Annotated in this window: 14 protein-coding genes; 7 read left to right on the forward strand and 7 right to left on the reverse strand. The window is 43.8% G+C overall.

The window, feature by feature from the left end:
* Positions 1–47: 47 nt before the first annotated feature.
* Positions 48–2,219, reverse strand: coding sequence for a DNA topoisomerase I (gene topA / locus PAP_RS05915; protein WP_048165136.1), 2,172 nt, complete (start codon positions 2,217–2,219; stop codon positions 48–50).
* Between the two features lie 51 nt (positions 2,220–2,270).
* On the reverse strand, positions 2,271–3,152 hold the full coding sequence (locus PAP_RS05920) for an ADP-dependent ribose-1-phosphate kinase (RefSeq protein WP_048165137.1): 882 nt from the start codon (positions 3,150–3,152) through the stop codon (positions 2,271–2,273).
* A 120-nt stretch (positions 3,153–3,272) separates the two neighbouring features.
* Between PAP_RS05920 and PAP_RS05925 the strand changes: the two genes are divergently transcribed.
* Positions 3,273–4,118, forward strand: a complete 846-nt coding sequence (locus PAP_RS05925) for a PfkB family carbohydrate kinase (RefSeq protein ID WP_048165138.1) — start codon at positions 3,273–3,275, stop codon at positions 4,116–4,118.
* Between the two features lie 149 nt (positions 4,119–4,267).
* Here PAP_RS05925 and PAP_RS05930 read toward each other — a convergent pair whose 3' ends face one another.
* Positions 4,268–5,023 (reverse strand): 7-carboxy-7-deazaguanine synthase QueE, encoded by a 756-nt coding sequence (locus PAP_RS05930; protein ID WP_048165139.1) that lies wholly within the window; start codon positions 5,021–5,023, stop codon positions 4,268–4,270.
* 3 nt (positions 5,024–5,026) lie between these two features.
* Complete coding sequence (locus tag PAP_RS05935; protein WP_048165140.1) at positions 5,027–5,380, reverse strand: hypothetical protein; 354 nt, start codon at positions 5,378–5,380, stop codon at positions 5,027–5,029.
* A gap of 106 nt (positions 5,381–5,486) precedes the next feature.
* Here PAP_RS05935 and PAP_RS05940 point away from each other — a divergent pair, with 106 nt between their 5' ends.
* A complete protein-coding gene (locus tag PAP_RS05940; protein ID WP_048165141.1) occupies positions 5,487–6,293 on the forward strand; it encodes a GTP cyclohydrolase IV in 807 nt (268 codons plus the stop codon).
* A gap of 20 nt (positions 6,294–6,313) precedes the next feature.
* Entirely contained in the window at positions 6,314–7,387 is a 1,074-nt protein-coding gene (locus PAP_RS05945) for an HD domain-containing protein (RefSeq protein ID WP_048165142.1), read from the forward strand.
* On the opposite strand, the gene PAP_RS05950 is transcribed toward PAP_RS05945, so the two are convergent.
* A complete protein-coding gene (locus PAP_RS05950; protein WP_048165143.1) occupies positions 7,376–8,131 on the reverse strand; it encodes an RAD55 family ATPase in 756 nt (251 codons plus the stop codon). The two genes, PAP_RS05945 and PAP_RS05950, sit on opposite strands and share 12 nt — an antisense overlap.
* Before the next feature lie 158 nt (positions 8,132–8,289).
* On the opposite strand from PAP_RS05950, the gene PAP_RS05955 reads away from it, so the two are divergent.
* A complete protein-coding gene (locus PAP_RS05955) occupies positions 8,290–9,708 on the forward strand; it encodes a TldD/PmbA family protein (RefSeq protein WP_048165144.1) in 1,419 nt (472 codons plus the stop codon).
* A 5-nt stretch (positions 9,709–9,713) separates the two neighbouring features.
* Positions 9,714–11,039, forward strand: a complete 1,326-nt coding sequence (locus PAP_RS05960; RefSeq protein WP_048165145.1) for a TldD/PmbA family protein — start codon at positions 9,714–9,716, stop codon at positions 11,037–11,039.
* 68 nt (positions 11,040–11,107) lie between these two features.
* Here PAP_RS05960 and PAP_RS05965 read toward each other — a convergent pair whose 3' ends face one another.
* Together PAP_RS05965 and PAP_RS05970 are read right to left on the reverse strand one after the other, a co-directional pair.
* Positions 11,108–11,836, reverse strand: a complete 729-nt coding sequence (locus PAP_RS05965; RefSeq protein WP_048165146.1) for a DUF4097 family beta strand repeat-containing protein — start codon at positions 11,834–11,836, stop codon at positions 11,108–11,110.
* 64 nt (positions 11,837–11,900) lie between these two features.
* The gene (locus PAP_RS05970; protein ID WP_048165147.1) at positions 11,901–13,181 is read right to left on the reverse strand and encodes a C69 family dipeptidase; all 1,281 of its coding nucleotides are present in this window, start codon (positions 13,179–13,181) and stop codon (positions 11,901–11,903) included.
* Between the two features lie 89 nt (positions 13,182–13,270).
* Between PAP_RS05970 and PAP_RS05975 the strand changes: the two genes are divergently transcribed.
* Positions 13,271–14,269, forward strand: a complete 999-nt coding sequence (locus tag PAP_RS05975; RefSeq protein ID WP_048165148.1) for a FecCD family ABC transporter permease — start codon at positions 13,271–13,273, stop codon at positions 14,267–14,269.
* Positions 14,262–14,990, forward strand: a complete 729-nt coding sequence (locus PAP_RS05980) for an ABC transporter ATP-binding protein (protein ID WP_048165149.1) — start codon at positions 14,262–14,264, stop codon at positions 14,988–14,990. The genes PAP_RS05975 and PAP_RS05980 overlap by 8 nt, the downstream gene beginning before the upstream one ends.
* Positions 14,991–15,342: the final 352 nt, after the last annotated feature.

Raw genomic sequence — 15,342 nt, forward strand, 5'->3', positions numbered from 1 at the left:
TTTCCTAGTAGTTTGGATAATTTGGAAAAAGAGAAAAGACTGGATATTCATTTAGCTCCTCTTTGCCATCTCTTCCTGTTGCAGTTCATATTAAGGCAGACCTCATACTCGCGGTTTCCTTCCTTAATCTTGACTATAGGTGCATTTCCACATTCGGGACACACTTTACCCGTCGGGATTATCTCGCCCCGTTGAAGGAGTGGATAAGTTACATTACACTCCGGCCAGCTGGAGCAGCCCACAAACCTCTTCCCTGTCCTTCTGTTGTAGCGGACTACTAGGTCGCCGCCGCACTTAGGGCACTTTCCAACTACAAGGTGCTTTTTACTCTTCTCTTCCCTCTCAACGGCTTTCTTTATCTCATCCTGCTCTTCTGGGCTTATCTCCTTTTCTTTGCCCGTGCTCCGCTTTGCAGTACTCTTTTTGGTCTCTCCTCCAATGAGCTTTTCCAAAAGTGCCCTCCCTATATCAAGTTCCTTAGCTTTAAACTCCGCTAAAATCTTGGTCAGCTGCTCTTTTGCGTCCTCAATTACTCTATCCTTGTCCATTCTGCGTGCCATAATCTCTTCCATCTTTTCCTCAAAGCTCCTCGTCAGCTCAACACTCACTATGCTGGGCACGCTATTTTCTAAGGCCTCAACGACTTTCATTCCCAGCGGTGTGACCTTGATCTTTTTTTTCCCTTCGATATACCCGCGGTTGTAGAGCGTCTCCAAGATTTGGGCACGTGTGGCTTTTGTCCCAATACCTAAATCTTCCATCTTCTTGATTACGCTGGCTGGAGAATAGCGCGCTGGAGGCTTGGTCTTCTTTTTCTCACGCTTAATCTGGAGGACTTTAACCGGCTCGCCATCTTTAAACGGGGGTAAAATTACTTCATCGAACTTCACATACCTGCCATAAACCTTGAGCCAGCCCTCCTTTAGCGTCCTCGCTCCGCTCAGGATAAAGCGGTGGTTGTTTGAGTTTATCACCACCTTCATGCTCTCCCTGAGGGCGGGCTCCATGAAGAGGGCCAGAAAACGTCTCACCACGAGGTCGTAGATGTTCTGCTCGTCCTTGGTGAGCTCCCCGTGTTTTGGAAGTTCTCCCGTCGGATAGATTGCTGGATGAGCAGGGTCGTCCTTTTTGCCCTCGACGGGTTTAAGTCTCTCCTTTCCCAAAAGCTCATGAGCAAAGGGCTTGTACTCCGGAAGCTTCGCAAGGCTTTGGAGTATGTTTCTAAAGTTTAAGTTCTTTGGAAGCTTTTGGGAGGAGGTTCTTGGATAGCTCGTCAATCCGCGCTCATACAGCTTCTGCGCGATTTCAAGCGTTTTCTTAGGTGAATAGCCAAATGCCGAGTATGCTTCTCTTTGAAGCGTTCCCAAATCGAAGGGATGAGGGGGATTCCTCTTCTGCTGCTTTACTTCAATCGCCTCAACAAAGGCTGGGCCTTTTTTGGCCTCTTCCACTATTCGTTTTGCCTCATTCTCATCAAAGATTTTCTCTTTTTCATAATTCGCAGTCAGTTTTTCCCCGTTCTTTTCGAGGAGCATTTTAATAACCCAATATGGTGTGGGCTTAAAGTTTGCAATCTCTTTCTCCCTCTCAACTAGAAACTTAAGCGTTGGGCCTTGAACCCTTCCAGTTGAAAGAACCATCCACTTTCCGCTCGCCCTTCTCAATGCGGAGCTTAAGGCCCTCGACAAATTAACTCCCCAGTACCAGTCCAAAACATGTCTCGCTATTCCCGCATCAGCCATTCCAAAGTTTATCGTTGGTTCAAGGTTGTACCAAGCCTTTAAAAGGTCTTTTTTAGTCAAAGCAGAGAACTTCATTCTCTTTGCTTTTGAAGGATCAATCCCGCAGGCGTATTTTAAGGCTGTATAACCTATAACTTCTCCCTCTGTATCATAGTCACATGCTATAACGAACTCGCTCGCTTGCTTGGCCAGCTGAGCTAAAGTTTTAACGTAGTCTCTAGCATAGCTCTTGCCTTTTTCGGCCTCATAGACTGGCACCCAGTGGATATCAAAGATTGGATAGCCCCACGTCTTAGCTTTTGGAGCGAGGGTGAATAAGTGGCCAACAGCAGGAGCAACTATTATCCTCTCCCCATCCCGCGTTAGCTCATAATATGGGACTTTATTCAAGCTTTTCTTGATAGGTTTTCCTTCTGCCAATGCATAGGCAATTTTTCTCGCTACGTTGGGCTTCTCGGCAATTATAAGCGTTGTCATCTTAGCACCAACTTAACTTTTTATGAAAGATTAATAAGCCTTTCTCGCCTTTTATTCAAAGGGAAGCTCAAGCCCTAGTTTTTTTGCAGCCATCTTTATCTCTTCCAGTGGCACTATCGCACTCCGAGCACCTACTTTTTGAACCGTGAGATAAGCCAGCAGTGTTCCCAACAAAGCAGCTTTCTCAAGGCTCCACCCCTTTAGAATGCCATAGATTATGCCAGCATCGAATGAATCTCCTGCTCCTGTAGTGTCCACTACTTCAGCATGAAGCCTCGGGGTTCTGCACACATCTCCTTTCTCGTTCCTAATTAATGCTCCCCCACCATTGAGTGTGACTATAATGTTCTTTGCCTTTACATCACTTATGTGCTCTAAGCTCCCAAATTTGCGCTTGAACTCGTCCTCGTTCATCAAAAGGTATGTTATCTTTTCTTCTATGCTCTCTGGAAGCTTCGCCTCACCTATGTCAAGAGAGACGCTTATTCCGTTCTCATAAGCAAAGTTAACAGCATTAATGATCAGCTTTTGTGGATTCGATGAGAGATGGATGTGCCTTGCTTTTGCTAAATACTCAAAGTCGAGCTCTCTAGAAGTGTTCGCACCGCTGAACTTCACTATCCTCTTATCTTCTCCTTTTATCATTGCCACCGCTACTCCAGAATAGCCTTCAACGACTTTTATTCTCGACGTGTCAACCCCTATTCTCTTGAAGTAGCTTATATGTGCCTCTCCTATTTCATCACTCCCAACAGCTCCAATAAAACCCGTCTTTAAACCCATCCGTGCGAGCCATGAGATCGTATTGGCTGCAGCACCACCCAATCCAAAGAAAGCGTTTTTTGCAGGGAGTTTTTCATGGAATTCAGGAAATCTATCAACAAGCATAATGATATCGTAGTTCAAGTTTCCAATTCCCACAACATCAAACATACTCTCACCCCATTTATCAGCGCTGTTCTTAAACTATAAGTTTTTGGGAATTTAAGCTTTCCCCAAATACCTGCCCTTTAAAAAGACAACAATTAAAAAATTAGAGAACTAGGTAGAACTATGAAAGTCTTAGTAATCGGGCACTTAACAAAGGACGTCATCATAAAAGGGAGCGAGCGCTTTGAAAGAGTCGGAGGCGGCGTGTATTACTCTGCTTTAGCACTGGTCACATTTGGAGAAGTTAGCATTTTAACGAAAATTGGTGAAGACTTCCCAAAAGAAAAACTCTATGAACTGGAAAACTGTGGAATAAAAGTGATTGCACTTCCTTCAAAACAAACAACCACTTATGAGCTTAGATATCTAAACGAGGGCGAAAGAGTGCTGAAGCTTTTAGCGAGAGGCGAGGAGATGAAGCCAGAGGAGCTGCCCGAGTTGGGGGGCTTTGATGTAGTTTTAGCAAACCCTGTTGCGGGGGAAATTCCAAAAGAGACGCTGGAAATTTTAAAGAATGGAGAGCTAGCTTTGGACTTGCAGGGCATTGTCAGGGAGTTCAAAGATGGGGTAAGGATAGGAAAAATCGATAGCGAGGTTTTAAGAGGCGTTAAAATTCTCCATGCGGATATAAATGAAATCCTGTCTTTAGGGAGCTTTGAAAAGGCTATTCAAATTTTGAAGGAGAACGTAGAAGTTGCCTTGATTTCCAATGGTGGGGAGAGAGGGATTGCAATTAAAAAGGGACAAATTTATGCTTACTACCCGCCGAGAACTAAGATTAAAGATGCCACAGGAGCAGGGGATACATTTTTAGCGGCGTTTACATATTTTTACAGAGAATGTCCTTTCATCCAAGCACTTAAGATGGCAAATGCCTTTACAGCACTATTTCTTGAGAGGCGGAGCTATGACTTTTCAATGGAAGAAGTGTCAAAGAAGGCCATGGAAGTTAGGGTTGAGAGGGTTTAGAGGTCAGCATCGCTGCTGGATTGACTGAAGTTGAAAAATTTAAAAACTTTTTTAAGAAAGGCTCAGCAACGTCGATCCCGGGCATCAAATACCCCAAAGGCCAATCTACATCATCGCCTAAATAGAGTTAAGAAAGAGAGCTTAAAAGCCTATAGGACATTCAAGTACTTATGCACCTGAAAGCTCAGTCCAACGTTTTCCCTTCCCATAACCTTTGCTGCCGTGTTGTAGAGCTCCATGAGCCTCTCTTGAGAGATGTCAATCGGCTCTCTCGGTTGTATTGCCAAAGGAGCTAACCCATTCAAAAGCTCGGCATACCATCTAACGTTTTCCACTTTTGTCTCCTTTGTAACGACAAGCTTTGCATAAGTCTTTGCTCCTGCTTCCCGGAAGATTTTGATGCTCTCAACTTCTCTCAAAACGAGGTCGCGCCAATCTTTTGTCGCTTTAGCCGTCTCATCCTTTATATCAACGCTCGCGTAGTCAGTGAGATGGGCAATTTGTGCTATCTTCTCTGGCTGAGAGCCGTTGGTCTCTAAAAAGTTCTTGAAGCCGATTTCCCTCATTCGCTCCATCAATGCTTGTAAGTCATTGGTTTGTAAAGTTGGCTCGCCTCCTGTGTAGCTTATGGAGTGTATATCACCAGTGTCGAGCTTCAAAATTATATCCACTACGTCATCAAGCTTTGCAGGGTTTTCTTTGTAAGCAAACTTTCCAGAGAAGGGTTCTACCTCATAGCGGTATTTTGGAACTTGAGAAGCGATTAGAAAAGCGCTGCTGTCACACCACTCACACCTAATGTCACAACCCGCAAACCTTACAAAAATTTGCCTCCTTCCAAAGGCTGAGCCTTCAACGCTTCCTCCCTCACCCTGCCAACTATTAAATATCTCCGCCAAAAACAATTCTCAAACCTCCATGAGTTTGACTTTGTTTGGCTTTAGTAATAGCCTCCAGTTTATATACTCTCCTATCTTTACGATGAGTAAATGCTTATCGCTACTTTTAGAGGATATTATGAGCTTTGCATGCTCTAATCCTTTATTGGCTTCTAGCTCCCTAATTAGGCGTTTAAAAAGTTCTTCCTTCTCCTCAATCATGTCATCCATCAGTGAGGCCTCATTCTCTTCACGAAGCTCTGTTATGGCGTCCTCCTCCCAGAGATCCTTAACAATGTCCGCTAAATTACTCATAATTGCGTAGATTCTGTATATTTCCCCAAATTTATCTTCCCGTTCAAGTTTTACTTTTATAGTTGCCATATACCTCCCCAATTAGAGGATCGTGCGCACTGTTTAAAGGGGTTTTGCAACAAAAAGCAAAACCTTAAAAGTTTGATTCTTTAGGTTTCCCTAAGAGGTGAGGTAAATGCAAATTTTTGAAACCCAAGAAGAGAGGCCCACGATTAGAGAGAAGCTTCACAGAGTGGGAATTACCAATTTAAGGACGGTAGCGAAGATAAACTGGAAGGGGAAGACTTACACGTTTATTCCAAATTTCGAGATAGCTATAGACGTTCCTGAGGAGAAGAAAGGCATACACATGAGCAGATTAGTTGAGAGCATAACCGAAACGATGAGTGAGGCAGTGGAGGAAGAGGTAATACAACCGCACACTTCTCTTGAGGAGCTTGAACTGGCAATAATAAAGCGCTTGGAGAAAAAACATCCACACAAGAGGGCGGAGGTTTGGATAAAGACCCAGCTAATTCTTGAAAGAGAAACTCCAGCGAGCAAGCGCAAATCTTTGGAGTCATATGACGTCGAGGTCGGCGTTATAAAGGAACCCGAAAAGGTGGAAAAGGTTCTCAGAGTGAAGGTCATAGGGAACACCGCCTGTCCACACGCGATGGCAAATAACCAGGGGAAAACCCACATCCAGAGGGCAGTTGCAATGCTTGAGATTAGAACGGACTACGACGAAGGAATCGCCTTAGAGGATATGATTGAGGTCGTTGAAGGCTCATTTAGCTCTCCTACTTACACACTCCTAAAAACTATTGACGAAAACGCTGTTGTACAGAGAATGTATGAAAATCCGAAGTTCGTAGAGGATGTTGCCAGGGAGATAATCTTCAAGGCAAAGCAGCGCTTTAAGGGCAAAATCCATGTTAAAGTCGTAAGCCATGAGAGCATACACAAGCACGATGTAATAGCTGAAACTTGGTATGTTTGATTTTCTTTTTGGTGGAGAGTATGAAGGTTATTAGGGATGCGATACACGGGGACATAATCTTGGATGACTTCGCCGTGAGGCTGGTGGACACTCCTGAATTCCAGCGTCTTAGGCGAATTACTCAATTGAGCTTTTCCTATTTGGCATATCCCTCTGCGAGGCATACACGCTTTGAACACAGCATTGGAACATATAGTATAGCCCAAAAGATTTACGAGAACAATAGAGATACCGTGGAGGGCATAGTGGTTTATGCTGCTCTGCTTCACGATTTGGGGCACTATCCTTTCTCCCATGTTTTGGAGATTATTTACGGCAACCACGAAGAGAACACGCGCCAAATAATAAAAAAGGGCGAAATAGGGGATGTAATAGGGGAAAATTACTCACTCAACGAGTTCTTACGTCTTTTAAAGCACCCTGTTGTCTCAGGGGATATCGATGCGGATAGGATGGACTACCTAATGAGAGACGCATATTATACCGGCGTTGCACACGGCCTGATTGATTTGGATAGACTCATTAGAAACCTTCACTACGATGGTGAGAAGCTCATCGTCAAGCAAAAGGGTATTATAGCTGCAGAATCACTATTGGTCGCAAGGAGCACCATGTACCCAATCGTTTACCAGCATCATGTAAGCAGAATAGCAGCAAGCATGCTCGTTAAGGCCGTTGAAATAGAAGGGATTCCAAAAGGAGAAATAGCAAGAATGGACGAAATTGATTTAGTGGCGCGCTTAAGAGGGAGCGAGCATAGTGAGGTTAGAGAACTTATGAAGGCAATAGATGACAGAAAGCTCTACAAACGCGTATTGTACACAAACACTCCTCTTGAAAATCCCAGTGAATTAAAGAAGGCACTTGAGGAGGAGTTCGGGCATTTGACATTGTTTGACTACCCAAGATACCCAAAGTTTGAGGAAAGCCAAACCTACGTTGAATTTAGTGGGGAGATAAAACGCTTAAACGAAGTATCCCCCCTTGTGAGAAGTTTGGTAGAGCTCAAGGACAAGTACTGGAAGTGGGGAGTGTATGCAAGACGGGACAAGGTAGAAGAGGTTGGGGCATTTTTAGAAAGGCTAATTTTTTAGCACTATTCCTCTTTTTGTTATCTCAAAAGGCACCCACGTTGAGGAGTGAATGGTTCTCCTCATACCGTAAACTCTGAGGTATCTTTCCAACGTTTTGTCCTCTTCTGTTAGCTTTAGTTCTATAATGCCATCAGCAATCGCATTTATCGCAGCCTCAACATCAGGAACTTCAGTATTTGAGTTCATCTCAACGAACCATACTTGTTTAGCCCTCTTTGCTAAGTCTTTCAAATTGTTAAAGAATTCATAAACGAGGCTTTTCTCCATTCCAAAGAATAGAGAGTTTATTGAAGAAACCCAACCGGCTATATATGGCTGGTCCTGTTTGAGTATAAACTCGAGGGTTATATCTTTAATTATGCTCATAAACTCGAGGATATCGTAAGGATTTGTGATTATAGGGTCTTCTTCCCACACACTTTTTTTCCTTATCCTTTTAGAAAAAATATCTACTAAACGTACTTTATCCCCATAACGCAAGAAGTCCCATCCAAATTCACGAGTATTTTGGAGAAACTCTTCCTTAGGCTCGTCAGCAAGAATTCCAATTATAGGAACCCCTTGGCGGAGTTGATTGTATAAAATTTGATTTATAAACAGACTTTTTCCAGATTTTGGATTTCCTTTTATGAGAATTATGCTTCCAATAGGGATACCGCCTTCAATTAACTCATCGATTATACCTGTATTGATTCTAGGTACCTCCCTTACTAAGTGGTTCAATTTTACCCCTCCGATTCTCATTTAATTTGATTCTTTTTATATTTTTAGGGTGCTTTTAAAATGTGGGTTATTCTGCAATGCCCTCAAATGGTGAGGATAGCTTTTCAATTACCATCGAAACGAAACGATTTTATACTTCAAGAGAGGACATGTTTATGCATTGGTATGGGGTGATGTGCATGCATGAACTTGTAGAATTTGCCGTGGAAAAGGCCCAAGAACTTGGGGCCAAATATGCGGAGGCAAGATTTGAAGAGAAAGATGGCACTGAGATCGTCATGAAGAACGGCAACCCGGAAGGACTCGCGGTTTTGGCTGATAGAGGTATAGCTATTAGGGTTTTAGTTAATGGTGGAATGGGTTTTGCTTCTACAAATGTCCTAACTAAAGAGAGCGTTCTTGAAGCGGTTAAAAAAGCAGTAAAGCTTGCAAAAGCGGCCTCAAAAGTGAGGAACAAACCAATTGAATTCAGTGAGGAGATGTTTCACGAAGTTTCTTATGAAGTTAGGATGAAAAAGGACTTTAGAGACATAAGCGCTGAGGAGAAAATGGATTATCTAAAACAAATCGAGGAAGTAATCGCAGGGAGCGGAATAACCGTTCCAATGCGCTTTTTAGCATATAGAGACTTTATGTGGCACAAGTATTTCGTGAATAATGAGGGAGCAAAGGTTGAGAGCTTCATACCGAGGGTGTCCATAACCTACAATCTAGTTGTCCTTGAGGAAGGACAAATGGAGCAGGCGCCTTTTGTGCAGAGGGCTTTTTCAGGGGGATTGGAACTTATTGAAAGAGATAAACCTTGGGAGAGGGCTTTGAACGATGTGAAAGTGCTTCAACGGCTTATTAAAGAGGGCCAAAAGCCTCCTGAAGGTAAAGTTGATGTTGTAATCTCTCCAGAGGTTGCTGGAATAGCTGTCCATGAAAGCGTTGGGCATCCATATGAGCTCGACAGGATAATGGGAAGAGAAGCGGCCCAAGCAGGAGAAAGCTTTGTAAAGCCCGAGATGCTCGGAGAGAGGATTGGTAGTGAGGTGGTAACGGTTATAGAAGACCCAACAATTCCAAACAGCTGGGGATTCTACTTATACGACGATGAGGGCGTTAAAGCAAGACCGCGCTATTTGATAAGGGAGGGCATAATTAACGAGTTTTTAATGAACAGAGAGTACGCCTATTATCTAGGAACCCACTCAAACGCCTCTGCGAGAGCAATAAACTATGACAGGGAGCCTATAGTTAGAATGGCGAACACTTACTTGGCTCCAGGTGATTATTCCTTCGAAGAGCTGATTGAAGATATAAAGCTCGGTGTTTATATGGTGAGCTTCAACGAGTGGAACATTGACGATAGGAGATACCAGCAGCGTTATATCGGAAGGGAAGCTTATCTCATTGAAAACGGTGAGATAAAGTATCCCGTAAGAAAGCCCATCCTTGAGATAACCACAAAGGGGCTTTGGAGTAGCGTTGATGCTGTAGGCAAAGAAATTGAGTTCCACCCGGGTACATGTGGAAAAGGCGAACCTGGCCAAGGAGTGCCCGTGTGGATGGGGGGAGCGCACGCGAGGTTAAGAGAGGTCGTTTTAAGGAGGTGAGAAAAATGTTTGATATTAACGAATTCATCTTGAAGAAAGCTAAAGAACTTGGCTTTGGGGATGTGGTTGTTTTAGGCTATGAAAACAATAGAAGGCAAGTGCGCTTTGCAAACAATGAAATAACTGTGGCTAAAAATTGGCACTATCAAAAGGCTGAGCTCTTTGTAGAGTATGAAAAAAGGCTTGCCGTAACCACAATAACGACTTTCGACAAAGAGACGATAGAAAAGACCCTCAAAACTCTCTTGGCGAGTGTTAAGACGATGGCCCCTAAAGAGGACTATTTTGGAATAGCAGATGGTCCATTTAAGTATAACGACATCCCAGAAACCCTTGACAAGAGAATAGTTGAGCTTGATGAACCGAATGAGTATGTGGAAAGGGCCATAAATGCTGCCATTGAAGAAGGGGCTAAAAGAGTTGCTGGAGTCCTCTATACAGACCACAACAAAATCCACCTCACTACGAGCAACGGCGTTGAGGCTTTCGACGAGGGAACGGGTATTGAGATTAGCGTTAGAGCGTTTATAGGTGACGAGGAGAGCGGACATGGAACGAGCTCTTCGAGGGTGTTAGACAAGTTTGACCCAGAGAGTGCAGGAAGAAAAGCTGGAGAGATAGCGAAGTTAGCACAAAACCCAACTCAAGGCGAGGCTGGAACTTTCGATGTGATCTTCGACCCCTTAGCCTTCGCAAACTTAATGAGCTACATGAGCTTCATGACATCGGCTTTTGCTGTTGAGGCTGGCTTCAGCTTCCTCGTGGGCAAGCTCGATCAAAAAGTTGCAAATGAGAACGTAACGATTAAGGATGTTGGAAACATGCCAAATGCCTACCGTTCAAGGAAGTTCGATGATGAGGGTGTGCCCACAAGGGAGACGACGATAATTGAGAACGGAACCCTAAAGACGTATCTCCTCAATACGAGCTTTGCAAGAAAGTACAAAACAGAGACAACGGCAAATGCAGGTTTAATAGTGCCCCGCGCTTGGAACGTCTATCTTGAGCCGGGGGACTATACGAAAGAAGAGCTCTTCGGTGAGGTCAAGAAGGGTATTTACATTACGAACGTGTGGTATACGCGCTTCCAAAACTATGTTACTGGTGATTTCTCAACAATTCCAAGAGATGGGGCCTTTCTCGTAGAAAATGGTGAAATTGTAAAGCCTGTAAAGAATATTAGGGTAAGCGACAACTTCCAAAAAATCTTGGAGAACATAGCCGCTTTGGGCAGAGACCTCTACCACATCCATTGGTGGGAGGTTACTACTCCGGTCTTTACGCCTTACGTGCTTGTGAAAGACGTTGGAATAACGAAAGCGACTAAGTAGCTTTCGTTTTTCAACATTTCTTTACCTTTTAATGAGAGCTATTTGAAAATCTATAAAAAGATGAAAAACTACCACTTCAGAATTTTGATTGGGCCGTTCGTTGTGCTGACCGTTAGGGTATTCCTCCCCTCCCCAAGGGCACCTGATGCTGTTTTAGGTCCGAAGCGCTTGTTTGTCTTTACAACTTTGATCTCCTCAAAATCGCTTTTTATCCCCCCGTTTGTGGTGCTTATCTCTATCCTGCCGTTAAACGTAGGGTGCAGGTGGAGGTTTATGGGCCCGTTCACTGTGCTGATTTTAACGTCATCCCCTATTGCTCTGAGATAGACCTCAATCATGCCGTTGATGGTTTTGATGTTTCCTATTAGCCTTTCAGCCTTCACGTTAATCTTCCCGTTAACAGTTTTGATGTCCTTTGCACACTCGACGTCTAGGGATATAGGGCCGTTGACGGTTTTTGCCTCCATGCACCCTGAAACGCCCGTTATAATTATGCTGCCGTTTACACTCGCCACGCGGTTTACCTCGACCTCTTTGGGCACCAGAATTTCAAAATTGACCTTTGAACCCCCCAGATCTATGTTAAGTCCTTTTCTGTGCTCTGTAAATATTTTAAAAAACTCTCCTTTCTTTCTAATCTTAACTTTTGGTTCGCTGCCCAGAAGGCCCCAGCTCTTCTCTATTCTAAGCTTGAGCGTCTTTCCATCATACCCTTTGATTTTTATTGTCCCATTCACATTTTCAAGCTCGAGCTTAACTTTTCCCACTTCATACTCTCTTTCATACACCTCAATCATAATTACCACCTGATATATACTTGTGTGGTCAAGAGACATCTCTTATGTGGTCACTCTTGAGCACCTAAAATTTGAGCTTGGCCTTTGCGTTCACTTTTTTCCAAACTCGTCCATAAAGCAGAGGGAGCTTTTTAATTCCCACCTTGCTTTCCCACATTTCCAGGAGCTTGGCTTCTTCCTCAAATGCCGATAGCGTTAATGCTAAGAGCTCCTCCTTTGAAGCCTTTCCTCTAATCTCCTTCTCATTCTCAATGAGCTCTTTCTGTATCTCAGCTATGTCTCTTGAAAACTCTTCAATGTGCTCTTTATAGCTTGTCTGGAACTTCCTGTGGAATGCCTCAAATCTCCACCAGTAGCTCTTTGGATTGAATTCGTTCGTTGGCTCATCACCCAATTTGGGAAGGCCGGCCTCAATATAGACCGGCTTAAATAAGCTCAGGCACGGAAGTGATGTCCCCGTAAACCAGTGAACGTTTATCCTTCCAAGCTCGGATATTTGAGACGAAGCTGTTTGAGACGGTCTTGTTAAGCCACCGTAATGCATGCAAATGTCTCTCATTGAGCCGTTTGCCGGTTCAAAAGGCTCTCTTTGATGTGAGCGGAGAATTTGCATCATGTATTCAAGCGTGATCTCTCCCTCTTTTTCTTTGAGCTTTTTATACGTAAAAGCCCTTCTCTCCCTGCCGTGAGCAAAGTGGGTATAGAATTTATCGGAAAAATATTTGGCAAAGCTAAAGCCCTTTCTCTCCTTAGCGAGCCGTTCAACACTTTCAGATGCTAAATCCCAGTCGTCTTCAATCGTTAGGGCATTTGAAATAGAGTAAACGCCCTCAACTTTTTTGGCCACCCAGTGCTTTCCAGCGGTCTCAAGAACCCACGCCTCTTTGGGGTCGGCTATTATAAAAGAGTTGTGATAAAGGAGTTTATGCCCGTAGCTCCCGTTTCCTCCTTGACCATAATTTTCAATGAGTGAGATTACGAACTCAAGGGCTTCCCTCGAAGTTTTTGTCCTCTCTAAAGCCAAGCGTATCATATCCATTCCTAAAATTCCCGTCTTGGGAACTTTTATTTTGGTGAAGACGGCGGTATTTCCAATGGTTAAACCGAACTCGTTTGCGCCCATCTCCGCCCCCCACATCCACCAAGGTCTCGAGAGAAGGACGGCATAAGTCTCCCTTACTTGCGGAAACTCGACGTAGGTAAGCTTGACTTTTTCTGCTTCATGCTTTTTTCTCGGGATGAACTCTAAGATTTGGGCCTCGTTTGGCTCTCTATCGCTGTTTTTAGCAAAAATCATTTCTCTATTTTTTGTTGCGCTAGGGGTGGCAATCAAAACATCGCACATGATAACACCTAATATTTAAATTGTCGTGAGAGCTTTTATGCTTTGGGTTAGCTTTTTAAATATATTGGACAAATAATCCATCGATAACTATGAGGCGCATCTTCACTTTGATCATTGTATCTGTGGCTGTGATGGTTATTGGAATTTCAATAGGCTCTGTTAATCTTCCCTTTTCTCAGGTTATTGCTTCTTTTGCCTTTAAAAACATCAAACTCGTTCTGGAAAACCCTAAAGCGTTGGGAACCACAGAGACCATAATCCTTCAAATAAGGCTCCCACGCGTTCTTCTTGCATACTTAGTTGGATTAAGCCTTGCCTCCGCAGGTACAGCTTCTCAAGCACTCTTTAAAAACCCCCTAGCGGATCCGTATATATTGGGCATAAGTGGCGGTGCATCTGTAGGCGCGGCAATAGCGGCAGTTTACTTCCCACGCTATATAGGACCATTTGCCTTAGCTTCTGCCCTTGTGTCGGTGTATATCGTTTATAGAATCTCAAAAATTGACGGCCACATACCAATAGACACCCTTCTATTGGCTGGAATAGCTTTTGGCTTTTTTTCAAGTGCAATAACGTCATATCTACTTTATGTTGGGCGTGAAAGGATACATAACGTCATATTTTGGCTTATGGGGACTTTCAACGGTGCGGAGTGGGGAGATGTGAAACTGGTTTTGATTTCATCTGCGGTAGGGTTTGCCTTCTTAATGACCCACTGGAGAGAGCTCAATCTCCTTTTATTTGGAGAGGAAAGCGTAGCCCTCGGATTGGACATAGGCTTTTATAGAAAAGCTGTCATTTTTGTAATTTCACTATTAACTGCATTTGCTGTTGCAACGAGCGGCATAATCGGCTTCGTAGGATTGGTAAGCCCCCACGCAATGCGCATAATTTTTGGGCCGAGTCATAAAAAGCTTCTCCCGGCATCAGCTCTCTTTGGAGGAATTTTAATGGTCTTTGCAGACTTACTCGCTCGCATTTTGTTAAAGCCTGCCGAAATCCCCGTTGGGATCGTTACTGCTCTCTTTGGGGCTCCTTTCTTCTTGTATCTTCTAGTTAAACGGAAGAGGGGTGAGCTCTATGCATGAGCGAACTTTAAAGGTTCGCCTCTCCTTCTCATACGGCGAGAGGGAGATTTTAAAAAACGTTGAGTTTTCGGCAAAAAAAGGGGAGCTTTTAGCTATCATAGGGCCCAACGGCGCTGGAAAATCCACTCTCTTAAAGTGCCTTGTGGGAATTTTAAAGCCTCAAGGAGAGGTTAAGTTCAATGGTTTCGACCTTCTTCAGCTAAAGCCAAAAGAAAGAGCCCGATTTGTGACTTATGTGCCCCAAAGCTCCGTTCCAGAGTTTGCGTTTACCATAGAAGAATTTGTCGAGATGGGTGCGTATGCGACTAGGGGTGACACCGAGAGTGCCCTAAAGAGGGTTGGTCTTTGGGAGAGGAGGAGAGAGTTCGTGACGAACTTAAGCGGTGGTGAATACCAGCTCGTTCTGATAGCAAGGGCTTTGGCACAGGAAAGCGAGATAATCCTTTTGGATGAGCCAACATCTCATTTGGATATAAACCATGCACTCCAGATAATGGAGATTTTAAATGCACTCAAAGATGAAAAGATTGTAATAGTGGTGATGCACGACCTCAACTTGGCCCTAAAGTATGCTGATAGGTTACTCCTTCTCAATAAAGGCACGATAGAGTGGGAAGGAACACCAAGCAGCCTTAGAGGAGATATTTTGGAAAATGTTTATGGTATTAAAGCGAAGATTGTGGAAATTGATGGAGCTTCCTTACTCATCACAAGCCTCTAAATGTGCATCTATCCACCCCAAAAGAGCTTCAGGCTTCACAAGGCTAACTCTCATTCTCAGTTCGTTTTCAATGAAATCCATAATCCAGCTGTTCTTTAAGGGATTGTTGTTAAAGGGATATACAAGGATCAGGTGTTTAAAGCCCGCCCTATGAGCTTTTAAGGCATTGTAAAGTGTCCTCTGCTTTATCCACTTGTAGGAGTTCTCAAATTCAACAGCCGCTATCTTTTCATCGTTTTTTCCAAAAATGGCCAGATCTATGCGGGTTCCATCGGCAGTGCGGAACTCCTCAATGGCTTTAAAGCCTCGAGAGGAACATTTGTCCTTTATCTCCCTTGAAAGCGCTTTAATC

The sequence above is a fragment of the Palaeococcus pacificus DY20341 genome, assembly GCF_000725425.1.
In the GTDB taxonomy this organism is placed as follows: Archaea; Methanobacteriota_B; Thermococci; order Thermococcales; family Thermococcaceae; genus Palaeococcus; species Palaeococcus pacificus.

Bases quoted from the DNA above. Each gene is read 5' to 3' on its own strand.
- PAP_RS05960 (WP_048165145.1), top strand. From the start codon at position 9,714: ATGTTTGATATTAACGAATTCATCTTGAAGAAAGCTAAAGAACTTGGC.
- PAP_RS05945 (WP_048165142.1), top strand. From the start codon at position 6,314: ATGAAGGTTATTAGGGATGCGATACACGGGGACATAATCTTGGATGAC.
- PAP_RS05920 (WP_048165137.1), bottom strand. From the start codon at position 3,152: ATGTTTGATGTTGTGGGAATTGGAAACTTGAACTACGATATCATTATG.
- PAP_RS05975 (WP_048165148.1), top strand. From the start codon at position 13,271: ATGAGGCGCATCTTCACTTTGATCATTGTATCTGTGGCTGTGATGGTT.
- PAP_RS05980 (WP_048165149.1), top strand. From the start codon at position 14,262: ATGCATGAGCGAACTTTAAAGGTTCGCCTCTCCTTCTCATACGGCGAG.
- PAP_RS05965 (WP_048165146.1), bottom strand. From the start codon at position 11,836: ATGATTGAGGTGTATGAAAGAGAGTATGAAGTGGGAAAAGTTAAGCTC.
- PAP_RS05935 (WP_048165140.1), bottom strand. From the start codon at position 5,380: ATGGCAACTATAAAAGTAAAACTTGAACGGGAAGATAAATTTGGGGAA.
- topA (WP_048165136.1), bottom strand. From the start codon at position 2,219: ATGACAACGCTTATAATTGCCGAGAAGCCCAACGTAGCGAGAAAAATT.
- PAP_RS05925 (WP_048165138.1), top strand. From the start codon at position 3,273: ATGAAAGTCTTAGTAATCGGGCACTTAACAAAGGACGTCATCATAAAA.
- PAP_RS05940 (WP_048165141.1), top strand. From the start codon at position 5,487: ATGCAAATTTTTGAAACCCAAGAAGAGAGGCCCACGATTAGAGAGAAG.
- PAP_RS05955 (WP_048165144.1), top strand. From the start codon at position 8,290: ATGCATGAACTTGTAGAATTTGCCGTGGAAAAGGCCCAAGAACTTGGG.
- PAP_RS05970 (WP_048165147.1), bottom strand. From the start codon at position 13,181: ATGTGCGATGTTTTGATTGCCACCCCTAGCGCAACAAAAAATAGAGAA.
- PAP_RS05950 (WP_048165143.1), bottom strand. From the start codon at position 8,131: ATGAGAATCGGAGGGGTAAAATTGAACCACTTAGTAAGGGAGGTACCT.